11 protein-coding genes are annotated in these 16374 nt (G+C 65.0%); 9 read left to right on the top strand and 2 right to left on the bottom strand.

What is annotated here, in order from left to right:
• Window positions 1–145 precede the first annotated feature (145 nt).
• Window positions 146–1225 carry a LacI family DNA-binding transcriptional regulator gene (locus ACRAWC_RS06860; protein ID WP_431347064.1) on the bottom strand — a complete coding sequence of 360 codons (1080 nt, stop codon included), beginning with the start codon at window positions 1223–1225 and terminating at the stop codon, window positions 146–148.
• Between the two features lie 322 nt (window positions 1226–1547).
• Between ACRAWC_RS06860 and ACRAWC_RS06855 the strand changes: the two genes are divergently transcribed.
• From ACRAWC_RS06855 to ACRAWC_RS06815, 9 genes are all read left to right on the top strand, one after another.
• Window positions 1548–2939: an ABC transporter substrate-binding protein gene (locus ACRAWC_RS06855; protein ID WP_431347063.1), complete on the top strand. Its 1392-nt coding sequence runs from the start codon at window positions 1548–1550 to the stop codon at window positions 2937–2939.
• Between the two features lie 22 nt (window positions 2940–2961).
• Complete coding sequence (locus ACRAWC_RS06850) at window positions 2962–3270, top strand: hypothetical protein (RefSeq protein WP_431347062.1); 309 nt, start codon at window positions 2962–2964, stop codon at window positions 3268–3270.
• On the top strand, window positions 3267–3905 hold the full coding sequence (locus ACRAWC_RS06845) for an ABC transporter permease (protein ID WP_431347061.1): 639 nt from the start codon (window positions 3267–3269) through the stop codon (window positions 3903–3905). Before ACRAWC_RS06850 ends, ACRAWC_RS06845 begins: the two co-directional genes overlap by 4 nt.
• Entirely contained in the window at window positions 3902–5671 is a 1770-nt protein-coding gene (locus ACRAWC_RS06840; protein WP_431347060.1) for a dipeptide/oligopeptide/nickel ABC transporter permease/ATP-binding protein, read from the top strand. Before ACRAWC_RS06845 ends, ACRAWC_RS06840 begins: the two co-directional genes overlap by 4 nt.
• Window positions 5668–6525 (top strand): ATP-binding cassette domain-containing protein, encoded by an 858-nt coding sequence (locus ACRAWC_RS06835; RefSeq protein ID WP_431347059.1) that lies wholly within the window; start codon window positions 5668–5670, stop codon window positions 6523–6525. The genes ACRAWC_RS06840 and ACRAWC_RS06835 overlap by 4 nt, the downstream gene beginning before the upstream one ends.
• 8 nt (window positions 6526–6533) lie before the next feature.
• Window positions 6534–7427 (top strand): alpha-L-rhamnosidase N-terminal domain-containing protein, encoded by an 894-nt coding sequence (locus tag ACRAWC_RS06830; protein ID WP_431347058.1) that lies wholly within the window; start codon window positions 6534–6536, stop codon window positions 7425–7427.
• Window positions 7427–9367 carry a family 78 glycoside hydrolase catalytic domain gene (locus tag ACRAWC_RS06825; protein ID WP_431347057.1) on the top strand — a complete coding sequence of 647 codons (1941 nt, stop codon included), beginning with the start codon at window positions 7427–7429 and terminating at the stop codon, window positions 9365–9367. Before ACRAWC_RS06830 ends, ACRAWC_RS06825 begins: the two co-directional genes overlap by 1 nt.
• Window positions 9364–11097: a DUF5605 domain-containing protein gene (locus tag ACRAWC_RS06820; RefSeq protein ID WP_431347056.1), complete on the top strand. Its 1734-nt coding sequence runs from the start codon at window positions 9364–9366 to the stop codon at window positions 11095–11097. The genes ACRAWC_RS06825 and ACRAWC_RS06820 overlap by 4 nt, the downstream gene beginning before the upstream one ends.
• Before the next feature lie 75 nt (window positions 11098–11172).
• Window positions 11173–13827 (top strand): GH116 family glycosyl-hydrolase, encoded by a 2655-nt coding sequence (locus ACRAWC_RS06815; protein ID WP_431347055.1) that lies wholly within the window; start codon window positions 11173–11175, stop codon window positions 13825–13827.
• A 777-nt stretch (window positions 13828–14604) separates the two neighbouring features.
• On the opposite strand, the gene ACRAWC_RS06810 is transcribed toward ACRAWC_RS06815, so the two are convergent.
• Entirely contained in the window at window positions 14605–16104 is a 1500-nt protein-coding gene (locus ACRAWC_RS06810; protein ID WP_431347054.1) for an MFS transporter, read from the bottom strand.
• Between the last annotated feature and the right edge of the window lie 270 nt (window positions 16105–16374).

The raw sequence follows: 16374 nt of genomic DNA, 5'->3' as shown, positions 1-16374 counted from the left end.
AACAAGTCTTCATTCATCATCGCATTGAATCGACTCAAGTGCAAGACCGTTCAAGCGTGAAAGAATATGCGCGGAAATGGGACGGTCGACCCGTCACGAAGTGGAAGCGCAGGCGAGGGTGCTCCGGTGATCTCCGTCGATCGCGTCAGACGGTGCGTGCGAGCGGGCCGCTGGAGCGCGGAGACCACTCCGGATCGGTGGTCGACCGGATGATCAGCTGCGGTGTGACCAAGTAGCGAAGCGGTTCCACTCGTCCGCCGATGCGCTCCAGGAGCAGGCGGGCGCTGATCCGACCGGTCTCGCGGCTCGACTCGTTCACCGTGGTCAATCCGATCCTGGACACCCCGGCGACCGCGATGTCGTCGTAGCCTGCGATTGCCAGATCTTCGGGAACCCGCAGGCCTTGCTCGTCTGCTGCGCGGAGTACGCCGAGTGCGGCGATATCCGCGCCGGCGAAGATGGCCGTCGGACGTTCGGGGGAGGCCAGGAGGGTTCGAGCGGCCTCGTAGCCGCCCTCCTCCGAGTAGCGCGTCACGACGACATTGGGCTCGAGCCCGTGATCGCGCATCGCCTGCTCGTATCCTCGCTGCCGCTCTGTGTGCGAGAGCACGTACTGACCTTGCAATCCGCCGGACGGCTGACTCGTGTGGGCGATGTCGCGGTGACCGATCGAAACCAAGTGATCCACCATCAGACGCGCGCCCAAGCGGTCATCGTCGACCACGGTGTCGAAATTCCGGGGCGCACCGTGCCGAGCCACGATCACCGTCGGAATCGACCTGCCGAGATCCTCGAGCCACGCCTGGGACATCACGGGGGCGATCACGACGACGCCATCGACCTGGCGATCGAACAGGGCCTCGAGGCTGCGCCGCTGGCTATCCGTATCCAGGCCGCCCCTGACGACGATCTCCTGGTAGGGGGTGTCCGACAGGGCGCCGCTGATGCCTTCCGCGATCTCGGGCTGGAACGGGCTCGCGAATTCCGTGACCATCACACCGATCGTGTACGACCGCCCGCGCATCTGCCGGGCGCCTGCGTGCGGACGATAATGCAGCGCTTCGATCGCCGCAGTCACCCGCGCCCGCATCTGGGGGCTGACCCCCGACGCTGAGCGGAGGACTTTGGACACAGCGGAGGCGGACACTCCGGCGGCCTCCGCCACGTCGTGAATCGTGGCGCGGCGACGCGGCGTGTCCTCCGGCGGAACTCCGTTGACCGACATCTCGTTTTGACCCTATTCGACAGACGCTCAAGAAGCAATGTCATCGAATTGAAACCATTTTGCGCAAAAGAATGCTAGTTGAACCGGCTTTCTTTGTGCGTATTCTTTACCGACACGTAGAACGATGCACATTCATTGGATCGTTTCAGAGCGTCTCGAACACAGCGCCATCCCCAACAAAGGAGTTGCAATGCGAAGCACCCGACGACGAGCGCTCCTCGCTCTGTCAGTCCCGGTCCTGGTCACAGCGGTCGCGCTCAGCGGCTGCACGTCAGGATCCTCCTCGTCCTCGTCAGGTTCGAAGGATCTCCTCACCCTGGGCATGACCCAGGACATCACCGGCTGGGACCCCACGAACCAGCCGTCGTACCAGAACTACCCGGCGATGGCCGTCTGGGACACCTTGATCCGATGCGACAAGTTCGGTAAGCCGCTCGCCGGCCTCGCAACGGACTGGAAGATCAGCGATGACCAGCGCACGATCACCGCGACGCTGCGATCCGGGCAGAAGTTCTCCGATGGCGAAGCAGCCGACTCGGCCGCGGTCAAGGCCACGTTCGACTACGCCGCCACCCAGGGTGCCGGCTCTGCCCGCTACAAGGGTCTGAAGGTCGACGCGCCCGACGCCACCCACGTCAGCCTGACCTGGCCGGCCTCGAACCCGCTGATCGTCCTCAACACCTGCAATGTGCCGATCGCCGCACCCAAGACGATCTCGAGCAAGGACTTCAAGGCGCCGATCGGCTCGGGTCCGTACAACCTCGACACGTCGCACACCACCCAGGGCTCCGTGTACACGTTCACCAAGAACGACAACTACTGGGACAGCAAGACGTACCCGTACAAGAAGCTGGTGGTCAAGGTGATCGCCAGCGACACCGCCGCCCTGAGCGCCCTCAAGACGGGCCAGCTCGACGGCTCGCTCATCACCACCGCGACCGTCAACCAGGCGAAGTCCTCCAACCTCAAGCTGCAGACCCTCAAGTCGAACGAGACCACGCGGCTGCTGATCACGGACCACCTGGGTAAGACGATCCCGGCCCTCGGAAACGTGGACGTCCGCCGCGCCATGAACATGGTCTTCGACAAGCAGGCCGTCGCCGACAAGCTGTACCTCGGCAACGCGTCGCCCGCCTACCAGATCTTCAAGCCCGGCAGCGACGCGTACATCTCCGGCATGAAGGACCCGTACCCGTACGACGTCGACAAGGCGAAGGCCCTGATGAAGAGCGCGGGCTACGAGAACGGCTTCACCCTCACGATCCCGGTGATCGCCAACACGGGTGTCGACAAACTGCTGCCGTACGTCACCCAGCAGCTCGGCCTGATCAACATCAAGGTGGAGCAGCAGCCGCTGTCCGGTCCCAACATGTACAACGAGCTGCTCAGCGGCAAGTACCCGGTGCCGCTGTGGCCGCTGGGCAACTACGGCGAGTCCCTGCAGGACATCTACGACTACGTCCTCACCGGCGGAATCTGGAACGTCTCGCACCAGGACGACGCGACCATCGACGGTCTCTGGCAGAAGATCACCACGACCTCGGGCGCCGAGCAGAAGCAGGCCGAGCAGGACGTCAACAAGTACATCACCGACCAGGCGTGGTTCGTGCCGATGGCGTACCCGGATGGCTTCTTCGCGTACAGCTCCAAGATCACGGTGAAGCCCGCTTCGGACTTCAGCGGCCTGAACCCGCTGCTGCGGGACTTCCAGTAACACCCTGAAGAGGTCGAGTTCCATGTTGACGATTTCCATCCTGAAGAAGTTGGCGCGAGCCGTCGCTGTATTCCTCGTCGTCACCTTCGTGACCTTCTGCATGATGTTCGGAAACGGTGCGGGCATCGCCCGCGGCGTGCTCGGGCTGAACGCCCAGCCCTCCGATGTGCAGAAGGAAGTCGTCAAACTCGGGCTCGACCAACCGCTTCTCGTCCAGTACGGGAAGTGGCTGCTCGGAGTCGTCACCGGGAACCTGGGTCAGTCGTACTTCACGGGACAGTCCGTGAACGACGCTCTCGCATCCAGGGTCCCGGTGACCCTCTCCTCGTGATCGCCACCCTCATCCTCACGCTGCTGCTCAGTGTTGCGATCGGCGTCACAGCGGCCGTCTACGGTGGATGGCTCGATCGCGTATTCCAGTTCCTCACAGTCCTCGGGGCCGCCGTCCCGGCGTTCATCATCGCCGTCGGGCTGGTCTTCGCCTTCGCAATCGCGCTTCCATTGTTCCCGGCCACCGGCTACGTCGCCCTCAGCGACGACCCTGCCGCGTGGCTCCATTCGATCGCACTGCCGGTGATCGCGCTCCTCATCGGATCGGTCGCGAGCGCCGCCACCCAGATCCGAGGTGCCGTCCTCGATGTTCAGGGCCGCGACTTCGTCCGCACCCTGCGCGCACGCGGTATCCCCGAGCGGCCGCTGCTGTTCCGGCACGTGCTGCGCAGCGCGTCCGGACCCGGCCTGACCGTCCTCAGCCTGCAGACCATCGCCCTCCTCGGCGGCGCCGTCTTCGTCGAGCAGATCTTCGCACTCCCCGGCATCGGCCAACTCGCGAACACCTCTGCTCAACAGGGCGACGTTCCGATCGTGATGGGCATCGTCCTCGTCACCATCGTCTTCGTCCTGGTGGTCAACCTCCTCGGCGACCTGGCCAACGCCGCGCTCAACCCGAAAGCGAGGACACGATGACGAATCGGCCTACCACCGAGTTCATGCTGTCCGTCAAACCGCAGCCCACTCCGCGCCGCCGGCGACCGCTCATCGTCCGGCTCCTGATGAAGCCGGAAGGCGCCATCACCATCGCCTTCCTGCTGCTCGTCGTCGTGCTGGGTGTGTTCGCCTGGGTGATCGCGCCCGTTCCGCCGAACACGACCGATTTGGGCGCAGTCAACGCGCCGCCGTTCTCGCCCGGCCATCCGCTTGGCGCGGACCAGTCGGGACGCGACATCCTCTCTCGCTTGGCATGGGGTACGCAACCGACCATCGTCGGGGCGCTGATCGTTCTCCTGGTCTCGGTCATCGTCGGCGTCACGAGCGGCCTTCTCGCGGGCTTCTTCCGCGGGAAGACCGAGGGTATCGGCACCTTCGTCTCCGACGTGATCATGTCGCTTCCGGGAATCGTCCTGCTCATCGCGCTGTACACGCTCACCGGCCCGAACATCCCCGCCGCGATGGCGGTGTTCGGCATCCTCGTCGCCCCCACGTACTTCCGGCTCGTCCGATCCGTCGTCGTGAATGTGCGCAACGAGCTCTACGTCGACGCGGCGCGAGTGGTCGGCCTTTCCAACACCCGTATCATCGGCCGCCACGTCCTCTGGGCCGTGCGTGGCCCGGTGATCATCCAGAGCGCCTTCATCATCGCTGCCGGTATCGGCATCCAGGCCGGTGTCGACTTCCTCGGCCTGGGCGATCCCAAGCAGCCGTCGTGGGGAACGGTCATGCAGGACGCCTTCAACAACATCTACAACAACCCTGTCGGCGTGTGGTGGCCTGCCCTGCTGATCAGCCTCACCATCCTCAGCCTGGTTCTCCTTGGAAACGTCCTTCGTGACGAGCTCCAGTCCACCGGGGTCAAGCCGCTCAGCACGCGGAGCCGGCGGTCGCTCGCCACGGACACTTCGGCGGCGCCCGTGCGAGCCGTCCCGCGCGGCGAGAACGTCATCGCCATTCGCGGCCTGAAGGTCGGGTACCCCCAGGCGGACGGAACGATCACAGAAGTCGTCCACGGCGTCGACCTCGACGTGAAGCCCGGCGAGATTCATGGCCTGGTGGGCGAGTCCGGGTCCGGCAAATCGCAGATCGCGTTCTCCACCCTCGGCATCCTTCCCAAGGAAGCGGTCATCCTCGGCGGAAGCATCTGGATGGACAGCGACGACCTGCTTGCCGACCATAAGGGTCTCGCGGCCGCTCGCGGCTCCAAGATCGGGTACGTGCCGCAGGAGCCGATGTCCAACCTCGACCCGTCTTTCACCATCGGCGCCCAGTTGACCTACGGGCTGCGCGCGGTCAAGTCGATCTCGAAGAAGGAAGCACGCGCTCAGCTGCTCGCGTTGCTCACCCGTGTCGGCATCCGCAACGCCGAACAGGTGTTCAGGATGTACCCGCACGAGATCTCAGGCGGCATGGCGCAGCGCGTGCTCATCTGCGGAGCGATCGCATCGGAGCCGCAGCTGATCGTGGCAGACGAGCCGACGACCGCGCTCGATGTGACCGTTCAGGCCGAGGTTCTCGAACTGCTGCGGGAGCTGAGCAGGGAGCGTGGACTGGCCATGATCCTGGTCACCCACAACCTCGGCGTCGTCGCAGACATCTGCGATGTGGTCAGCGTGATGCGGGACGGACGCATCGTCGAAGAGGCCGACGTCGAGTCTCTCTTCGCGTCGCCGAAACAGGCGTATACGCAGGAGCTCCTCGCGTCGTCCAGGAGCGTCGAGATCATCGAGGAGGCGTCATGAGCGAACCGATCCTGAGTGTGAAGGACCTGGTCGTCACCTTCGGCGCCGGCCGTACGGCGAAGACCGTCATCAACCAGGTCTCGTTCGACCTGCATGCCGGGGAGACCGTGAGCCTGGTGGGAGAGTCGGGCTCGGGCAAGACCACGATCGGGCGTGCCGTTCTGGGACTCGCGCCCGTCAGCGGAGGCGCGGTCGAATTCCGGGGCAAGACCATCAGCAACTCCTCACGCCGGGAACGGAGAAAGACGGCACACGATATCCAGGTGGTCTTCCAGGATCCCTACTCTTCGCTGAACCCGTCGATGACGGTCGAGGATATTCTCGTCGAACCGCTGAAGGTCGCCGGAATCACCGACGGTCGTTCCAGAGTGCGCAAGCTCCTCGACTCGGTCGGGCTGCCCGCCGACTCAGGCTCTCGATATCCGAAGGAATTCTCGGGCGGCCAGCGACAGCGCATCGCGATCGCCCGAGCGCTCGCCCTGGAGCCCGCCGTCATCATCTGCGATGAGCCGACGAGCGCACTGGACGTCACCACCCAGGCCAGGGTCCTGGAACTGCTGCGCGAACTGCAGGAGCGCACGGGAGTGGCCTACCTCTTCATCAGCCACGATCTCGGCGTCGTCAATTCGATCAGCGATCGGATCGCAGTGTTGTATCAGGGGCAGATCGTCGAGATCGGTGACGCCGCCCAGGTCGCCTACCATCCGGCGCACGAATACACGCGCCGGCTGCAAATGTCTGCCCCCGTCGCAGATCCAGCGGCCCAGCGGGAACGACGAGAGCAGCGCCTCAAGCTGTTCTCCACCTCCGGCCCGTTCGAGTCCGCGTCCGTCGCGCAGCAGCCTGCCGTCTAGGAGACCACGTGCCCACCTCGTCGAGCCCGACGCCGCCCCGATTCGAACATCGCACTGAGCTCGGCCCGATCCTGGGCATCGGCACGGAGCGCCCCCGATTGTCGTGGACGGTTCCGACCGCACCCGCCGGATGGCTGCAGCGGCGATACGAAATCGAGATCGAACGCGCCGATCGCCTCGACCGGTTCGAAGTCGCGTCCAACGATCAAGTCCTTGTTCCCTGGCCGGGCCGGCCGCTGATCTCCCGGGAATCCGCCCGCGTACGAGTTCGGGTCGCCGATGACCAATACAGCGGCTGGAGCGAGTGGGCGACGGTCGAAGCAGGACTCTTCGACCCAGCAGATTGGCGCGGGTCCTTCATCACGCCGACGGAGATCGGTGGACTCGACGACGCGGCGCCGATTCTCCTGAGCAACGTCGACCTCGCGGGTCGGATCGTCCGCGCGCGCCTCTACGTCACGGCGCTCGGCACCTATCAGGCCACGATCAACGGCCGGGCGATCTCCGATCAAGTCCTCGCCCCGGGCTGGACCTCGTACGACCACCGGCTCCGTTACCACGTGTACGACGTCACGGGCATCGTCGAGGCCGGCGCGAACGAGCTCGGTTTCACTCTCGGCAACGGCTGGTACCGCGGGCGCCTCGGATTCGAAGGGCGGCGAGCGATCTACGGCGACCGTCTCGCGCTCCTCGCCCAGCTCGAGGTCACCCTCGCCGACGGCTCGGTTCAGATCCACGCAACGAATGACTCGTGGTGCGCTCTTCGTCCGGTGTCGTCGCCGACGATCTCTACGACGGCCAGACAACGGATCTCCGGATCGAGGCACGCACCGGTCGACGGCACGCCGTCGAGTCGGTCGATTACCCCAAAGAACGGCTCGTTGCCGCCGAAGGACCTGTAGTGAGACCTGTTCAGGAAGCACCGGCCCTGAAGGTGTGGACGTCGCCGAGCGGACGCACTCTCGTCGACTTCGGGCAGAACATCGTCGGCTGGGTGCGGCTCAGGACCAGCGGTCTCGCGGCCGGCACGACGGTCACCATCCGGCACGCCGAAGTCCTGGAGGACGGGGAACTCGGAGTGCGGCCGCTGCGTACGGCGAAAGCGACGGACAGCTACGTCATGGACGGCGGTCCGGACCGGATCCTCGAGCCGGCATTCACCCTGCACGGGTTCCGGTTCGCCGAAGTAACGGGCGTGCCACACCTCACCGCTGCCGACATCACAGCGATCGTCGTCGCCTCGGACTTGCGACGAACCGGGTGGTTCGAGAGCTCGAACACTCTTCTCGACCGCCTCCACGAAAACGTCGTGTGGAGCATGCGCGGCAACTTCATCGACCTGCCGACCGATTGCCCACAACGGGATGAGAGGTTGGGATGGACCGGAGACGCGCAGGTGTTCGCTCCCACGGCGTTCTCTCTCTTCGACACCGCGGGGCTGCTCTCCTCGTGGCTGGCGGACCTTGCTGCAGAGCAGTGGCCCGACGGCACCGTCCCGTACGTGGTCCCCGATGTGATCGGCGCGGGGTCGCCCCCGTCCCCGACGGCCGCGTGGGGCGACGCAAGCACCATCATCCCGTGGACGATGTTCGAGAGGTCCGGAGACTCCGGCATCCTGGAGCGCCAATATCCGAGCATGCGGCGGTGGGTGGACAGGATCGCGGCCGCGGCCGGCGACCGGCACGTCTGGGACCAGGGCTTCCAATTCGGAGACTGGTTGGATCCTGCCGCGCCACCGGACGACCCCGCTCGTGCGATGACAGACCCCGCTCTGGTTGCGACCGCGTACCTGGCACGATCGGCGCACGTCCTCGCCGCCACCGCGGCACAGCTCGGCTATGCGGAGGACCACGCGCGCTACGCGCGGCTCGCGGACGAGACGCGCGCAGCGTTCTCCCGACGTTTCGTCACGGCTGACGGACGAATGGAATCCGATTCACCAACGGCCTACGCGGTGGCGATCGTCTGGGATCTGTTCGCCGACGAGAGTCAGCGCTCCGCGGCTGGCCGGAGGCTCGCCGACCTGGTGCGCGCCGGCGGCTTCCGCATCAGCACAGGATTCGTCGGAACGCCAGTCATCTGCGACGCCCTCACATCCACCGGGCACGCTCAGGTGGCACATCGCCTCCTGCTGCAGACGGGCTGCCCGTCCTGGCTCTATCCCGTCACGATGGGGGCGACGAGCATGTGGGAACGTTGGGACAGCATGCTCCCCGACGGGACCATCAACCCCGGCGAGATGACGTCGTTCAACCATTTCGCGCTCGGTGCCGTCGCCGACTGGCTTCACCGCAGCGTCGCGGGACTTGTCCCTCTGGCACCCGGCTACCGCCGGATCCGGATCGAGCCGGTCCCCCCGGCCGACCTCGACTTCGCGAGCACCACCCACCGGACTCCGTACGGCGATGCCCGGGTCGCGTGGCGACGAAACGACGGGCGTCTGCTCGTGACCGCTCACATCCCCGTAGGGGCGGAAGCAGACGTCAAGCTCCCCGACGGGTCCCGTCTCTTCACCGTCGCGCACGGCGACCACGAATGGGCGGTCGATCGTGAGCCGGGGGACCCCACGCCCGCGACCATCCGCGACCTCGTGGATGATGCGCCCAACTGGAGTGTCCTTCTCCGGGAACTCAGCCTCGCCGGCATCGGCTTCGACACCGAAACGAAAGTGGCCGGCCGGTTGCTGGCCTTCTTCGACCAACCCCTCACAGAACTCGCGCAAGCCCTCGCGCCCGAAGGCGCGACTCTGCCCGATACGCGTGCTCGAGTGCGCGAAATCACCTTGCGCGTTACCGCAAAGATGCCGGACCGCTCAGCGGTCTTGGAAGGAACCCTCGGATGAACAAGACTCTCGACAGATACTCCCCGTTGAGCTCGGCACTCGCCAACGAGCACGCTCGTGCCGTTCTCGAGAAGGAGGTCCCGGACGTCGTCGCCTCGCCGCTCGCGGAGGGGTTGCGCACCGCTCCGCTGGGCGGATTCCTCCAGTTCGTCCTGAGGCCCGACACGGCGAAAGCGGAGGAGCTGCTGGCAACCTTGGCGACGATCGAGGACACCTCGGAGCAGCCGGACGAGTCGGAGCCGATCGCACCCGCTGCGGACTACGAGTCCGACGGTGTGCCGCGGGGCTCCGCGCGGGTGCGGACACCCGAGTCGGCATCGCGCAACGAGACGGTGGAGATCGCGTTCGACGGGCCGTCGCACGGCAACCCGTTCGTCGAGGTGGAGCTGAAGGCCAGGTTCGAGCAGGGTTCGGACACCTTCCTCGTCGGCGGCTTCTACGACGGGGGTGGACGATTCCTGGTGCGCTTCCTCCCGTCGACGGCGGGCACCTGGACGTTCGTCACCGAGTCGAACGCGCGGTCCCTCGACGGGATCCGCGGGACGATCGTCGTCGCTGAAGGAGCAGCACCCGGACCTGTCCGCGTCGCAGAGCGGGGGACCCTCGCCTACTCGGACGGAACCCCGTTCGTGGGCTTCGGAACGACCGCCTATGCATGGACGCACCAGAGCCCCCGGTTGCAGGACCAGACGATCGAATCGCTGGCGCAGGCGCCGTTCAACAAGATCCGGATGGGCCTCTTCCCCAAGGACTACCTCTACAACAAGAACGAACCGGAGAGCTTCGTCTTCCCGCGCACCGACGACGGCTGGGACACCAACCGATTCGACCTCGACTACTTCGCGAACCTCGAAAGTCGGATCACGCAGCTAGCCGCCCTGGGCATCGAGGCCGACCTGATCCTGTTCCACCCGTACGATCGGTGGGGCTTCAGCGGACTCGGAAAGACGGCGGACGAGCGTTACCTCACCTACGTCGTGCGGCGTCTCGCCGGCTTTGCGAACGTGTGGTGGTCGATGGCCAACGAGTACGACCTCCTGACCACGAAACGTCCGGAGGACTGGCACCGCCTCGCTCGCGTAGTGGCGCGTGAGGATCATGTGGGGCATCTGCTGTCGATCCACAACTGGCTGGAGGTCTTCGACTTCTCGGTGGACTGGGCCACACATGCCAGCATCCAGGGCGGCGACGCCGAGATGGCGCCGATCGACGAATGGCGTCACCGCTGGGGAAAGCCCGTCGCCGTCGACGAGTTCGGCTACGAGGGCGACCTGGACCAGGGCTGGGGCAACCTCACCGCCGAGGCTCTTGTGCAGAGATTCTGGTCGGGGACACTGCGCGGTGGCCACCTGACGCACGGCGAGACGTTCTGGTCCGAGGACGAGATCATCTGGTGGTCGCGGGGAGGGCGGCTGCACGGCGAAAGCCCCGCGCGCATCGCCTTCCTGAAGAAGATCGTCGCGGAGTCGCCGACCGGAAGGGTGGATGCGCTCCCGGGGGACTGGGATGCCGTCACAGGCGGGGTCGCCGGCGAGTACGTCCTCATCTACTTCGGCGACCACCGGCCTCGTTTCCGCGACGTCACAGTTCCTCAGGGCATGCGCGCGGAAATCGACATCATCGACACCTGGCAGATGACCATCACGACTCTGCCAGGCACGCACGAGGGCACCGAGCGCCTCCAGCTTCCGGCCCGGCCCGGGATCGCACTGCGGCTTCGGGCGGTCTGAACGCTCCACAGGCTGCGCGCGATGGACGCGCGCGGATTCAACACCCATCAACGACGATGACCAGGAGGACGAACCGTGTTCGTATCCAGATCCACCAGATTGCATCATCCGAGATCGAAACGAGTACGGAACGCGGGAATCGCGGCCAGCGTCGCCGCCGTTCTCGTCGGGACGCTGCTGCCGATAACCGCAGCCAGCGCGTCGCCTCATTCGCCGGGCGGACGGGACTATTTCCCTGTACCGGACGCAGCAACAGTGCGCCCGCTCGGCGACATCGCTCCCGGCCCCACGACGCCAGGTTTTCCAGGGCTGCCGGTCAGCGTGCCCGGACTCGGCGTCCCGCTGGGAGGCGTCGGGGCCGGGTCGTTCATGATCAACCAGGCGGGAACGTTCGGACCGTGGTTCTTCGGCGGTTCCCAGGACGACGCGTGGGAGATGCGAACGCTTCCTCAAGCAGCGTTCCATGTGCGCGAGCAGATGGGTGCCGATCCCGCGACGGTGAAGACTCTCGCAACGGACGGCCCGCAGTCGTCGTATTCCGCCGCTCGGTCCTGGCAGTCGCCCCTCCCTGCTTGGAACACCCTGACCAAGGGTGAAGGCTCTTACGCGGCGCTGTATCCGTTCGGATACACCAGCTACACGCCGTTCAAGACGGACGTGTCGATGCGGTTCTTCTCGCCGATCGTCGCCGGCGAGGATCGCCGCACATCGCTGCCGCTCGCGTACTTCGACGTGAAGCTGGCCAACCACACTGCGCAGAACAGCAAAGTCTCGGTCATGTTCACGATGCCGAACGTGCCCGGTCACGATGGCCGGCAGCCGGCGACTGTGCGGACAGGCCTGTCAAACACCTATCAGGTCGACAAGAAGACCGGCGTGCAGGCCATCACCATGAGTTCGAACGATCCGTCCGACACGCCTGATGCAACGAACTCGGAATGGACCATCGCCGCTCGCCCTCAGCATGGCCAGACGGTCACGTACACCACGTCCTGGAACGGCAACGGTGACGGCAGCGACATTTACGCACCCTTCACCTCGAGCGGCAGCCTGTCGGACCGCCCCATCGACAACTCCAACTCCGCAGGCGCCATTTCCGTATCCGTCGACCTTCGCCCCGGGGAGTCCACCACGGTGCCGTTCGCGCTCAGCTGGGACTTCCCGCAGGTGTCCTTCGCTGACAACAACACGACCTGGATGCGTCGCTACACCGACTTCTACGGTGCGAAGGAAGACACGCAGAACAACTACGTGCCGGGAAGCTACCCGTTCCACCAGAGCTTCGCGATCGCACGAGACGCGCTGGCAGCACACGACCAGAACCTGCGGGATGTCGAACGCTGGTGGAATCCCATCGCGAACAACCCCGCATATCCGGTCGCGCTCCGAACCGGTGCGCTCAACCAACTGGCGCAGGTACCATTCCAGACCTCGCTCTGGGAGGGCGGCCTCGTATCCGACTCTGTCGCGGCAACCAGCGGAAAACGGCTGGGAACGTCCGTTCCCGGCACCCACCTCTATCTCGGCGTCGACTCGAACGCCGGAGGTGCTGCCAACGGCGGAATGGGTACGGAGGTCGGCACCTATAGCTATCTGGCCTACCAACAGGTATTCCCGACCATCGAGCGCGACCGCCTCCAGGCCAAGATCGAAGCGGTCCTCGCAGACCCGTACGGAGATCCGTGGGACCCATCCGTCACCTCATCGACGGATCCGGCGAGCTACGGCGCCACAGGGGACCCGTTCGTCACCTGGACGCAGGGAGCGCAACCATCGCCGGGTAATGTCTGGTTCATCGACCGGCCCAGCGAGAACATCTTCCGGCTCTACGACTACGCACGAGTCTCCGGCGACAAAGCGTTCCTGAAGCGGGCTTATCCCGCGATGCAGAAGCTGCTGTCGTACATTCAAGCGACGATCCCTGCCGGCTCGAACTTGCCCGAAGCGCCGAACATGAACGCCCCGAGCCCGGGTCTCAAGAGCCCGCTGCCGTACGCGAACGTGTTCGACGTCATCCCGGTGAACAAGGTCGACTCCTACGATTCGCAGCTCTACCTTCTTGCCCTTGAAGCAATCACGACCACGGGGCAGCGCGTCGGAGAGTCCGGCGCCACCCTCGCCGCGTGGAACACGCAGCTCACGGCTGCCAAGGCGGAGTACGAGGCGACGTTCTGGAGTGACACGCACGGGTACTACCGATACACGCCGGGTCCGACGACCGATAACGACAGCGTCCTGCTGGCGACCTTCTTCGCGCAGCACCTCGCCGAACGTGCCGGACTGCCCGACTTGGTCGACGTCGCCCACTACAAGCAGCAGCTCACCACACAGCTGTCGTTGTTCCAGTCGCAGCTGGATCCGCACGGCGACGCTCTCGGTGCGCCGAACATGGCGCTTCCGCCCGGCTCCACCGGATTCCCGTACACCGGCTTTGCCGGGACCACCTACGAAGACGGAGTCTGGCCCAGCGTCAACTACTCGGTCGGCGCCACCTACGTCGACGCGAGCAGGCGATTCAAGAACCAGGCATTCGCGAATCAAGGCATCGACCTCGGCTCGGCGGTTGCGACCCAGATCTGGAACGTCGACGCCAACGGCTACCAGTTCAACGCACCACTGCAGTGGAACAAGTCCAGTGCGAGCAAGTGGATCTATCCCGCCTTCGTGAGCAACCTTGCTTCGTGGGATCTGATCAACGCCATCAAGCCGGTCCGTATCCCCGGTAACTGACGGCAACCGGGGTTGGGGACGCTTCGTCGAGGCGTCCCCAACCCCTTCCTGCAGAACATTGACGCACACACCCGCGGGATGACCGTTGTCTCCATTTCCGCACAGGCCGCCTCGGTGGGTGACAAGTGTGATGCCTATTGAAGGACTCGCTACCGCTGAATCCAGTAGGGGATCTCAGTCCGGGAGTGCGGCCGATCTGGACGCGGCCGACGCTGTCATGTGGACCAGGTCGACCGGCAGCGCCCAGCGCAGCTCGGATGTCAGGCTCGCCTGGATCTGTGGCTTCGATCGTGCGCACAACTCGTAGGCGCGATCATCCATGCAGGCCAGTTCAAGTTCGGCTGGCCGCGGCGCGTTTTGGCCTACGAGAGGGCTCAGAACGCGGCTCAGTACGTCTGCCTGAGTTCGATAGCCGTAGCCCCCATGGCGGCGAGATTCCATACAGCGATGTCGGTGCCATGCTCGCAGGTCAACCGCTCGCCGGCTTGGCCGACTGACAGTGCGATCTGCATCCGCCACTGATTACGCGAAGCGGGCTGTAGCACCCGCGCGCAAATGGGCTGCGGGCAAGAGGCGGGAAAGAAGTACTGGTACACGGCTCTTCACGAGGGACGGATGACGGGGGCCGCTGACCGACTGCAGTCACATCAGCTGACGCGAAAGGCTAATTGCGCAATTCTTCGGTTGTCGGGCAGCTGCCGACCGCCTTGGTGGCCGACCCTCCCGCGAGGCGTCTTCGGCTCGAAAAGGAGAACCGCGTTCTTGGTCTGGTTTTGGTCAGTCGTTCCTTTTACGGCCGGAGCGCCCAAAGGGTGCGTTGCGCTCCCTGCGCACCACGCGGACCGCGTCGGTTCCGGTCAGTGGTGCTCCGGGGATGACCTCGGACTCGACCAGCACCTCCCGGCGCGCGAGCACGTCGGCAGTGATCGTCTTCATGTTCTGCTCGAGGCGGTGGTAGCGCAGCGCCACGAGTCCGGTTGCAACGGCGAAGATGGCTGGGATCCAGCTGTTGAGAGCGATGATGCCGTGGATGGCCGTCGCGCTCTGAGTGTTCGCGGCGCCAGAATATCCGGTCACGGCGAGCACTGACCCGAGTACGCCGGCCGCGATCGCACCTCCCACGGTGCCCGAGAATGAGAACAATGCGCCCCCGACGCTCTCCAGCCGCCTGTTGCCCTTCCACTCGTTATACGTGGCGTTGTCGATGATGAGGACGGGCGCGAGGAAGCTGATGGGGAGGGCAGCGAGCCCGGTGAGCACCGCGGACGCCATGATCAGAGGGAGATTCGCGCCGGCGAAGAGCATCACGAGGTAACCGGCCGCCCCGATGAAGCTCGAGACGGCGATCATGCGGGAGATCGAGAACTTCCGGATCAACACGGGGAAGAAGAACATCAGCGGGATGAGGGCGACGTACGAGACAGCGACGAGGCCTTGCAGGCCGATGTTGCCGACGACGTAGCGGAAGTAGTAGGCGCCGGCCGCGATGCTTCCGTACACACCGACAAGGATGGACATCGCCGACAGCACCCAGATATACGGGTTGCGGCGCAGCGTGCTGAAGATCTCGCGCATGCTGACGCGCTCGGCCTGGATCTCAGCGGCCTCGGACGACTCGCGGAACACCCAGAATCGGATGAGCCCGATGAGCGTGGCCGGGATTGCGATACAGATCGCCACGAGTGACCACGCCGCGGGATCTTTCCCGGCCGCCTGGATCGCGATGGGCATCCCGACGGTGATGATGATGGCGACAAGGACAGTGACAAGGCCGGTCTTCGCCGAGACATCGCTGTAGTGCTCGCGGCGGGGGAAGACGCGGGCGGTGAAGAGCGGGTTGTTGGCCTGATAGAGCGGCATGAACAGGGCCGTGAGCAGGATGTACGACGAGAAGATCCATGCGTACTTGGCGACATCGCCGAGGCTGCCCGGGGTCGAGAAGAGGAAGGCGGTGGCAGCCCAGCAGGCGATGATGATCAGGTCGAAGGGCCGGGCCTTGCCGAGCTTCGTCTCCGGCGCGCGGTCGACGATCCAGCCGGTCAGGAGCGCTCCGGCGGCGTCGAGGATCTTGCTGACGACGAGGAGGCCGCCGACGATCGCAGGGTTGAGCCTGAGGGTATCGGTCGCGTAGATCGTGAAGTATCCGGTCATGACGATCAGCGCGTTCATCGAGAACGAGTGCGCCGACCACGGGATCACCCGCCAGATCGAGACGCGGTCGCGCAGCTTCTCAGCCTTGGCCTCGGCCCGCTGCTCTCTGGTCGGCTTCTCGACCACCGGTGCTTCCTTCGTAGACGCCATCGTCATCGTTCCCTGCATTATCGGCCGCTGAAGCGGCGCGTGAGCCTTCGGTGAGAGAACTGTACGACCGAAGCAACCCGAAAAGCAAGGTGAAAGTTGAGTGTCTTGGAGGTTTCAATAAAAAAGCTACCCCGTGCGATGTTTTTTCGTGACCGATTGATGCGAAGAAGGAAGTAAAATCGAGCGATAGTGAGTATTTGCGGTTTTGTCCGTGGGTTCGGGAGGCGCGCTCGGTAAGGTGATCGA

Source organism: Leifsonia sp. L25 (assembly GCF_050632895.1).
The sequence above is the reverse complement of the archived record's forward strand: the minus strand, read 5'-3'. Positions and strand labels throughout refer to the sequence as shown.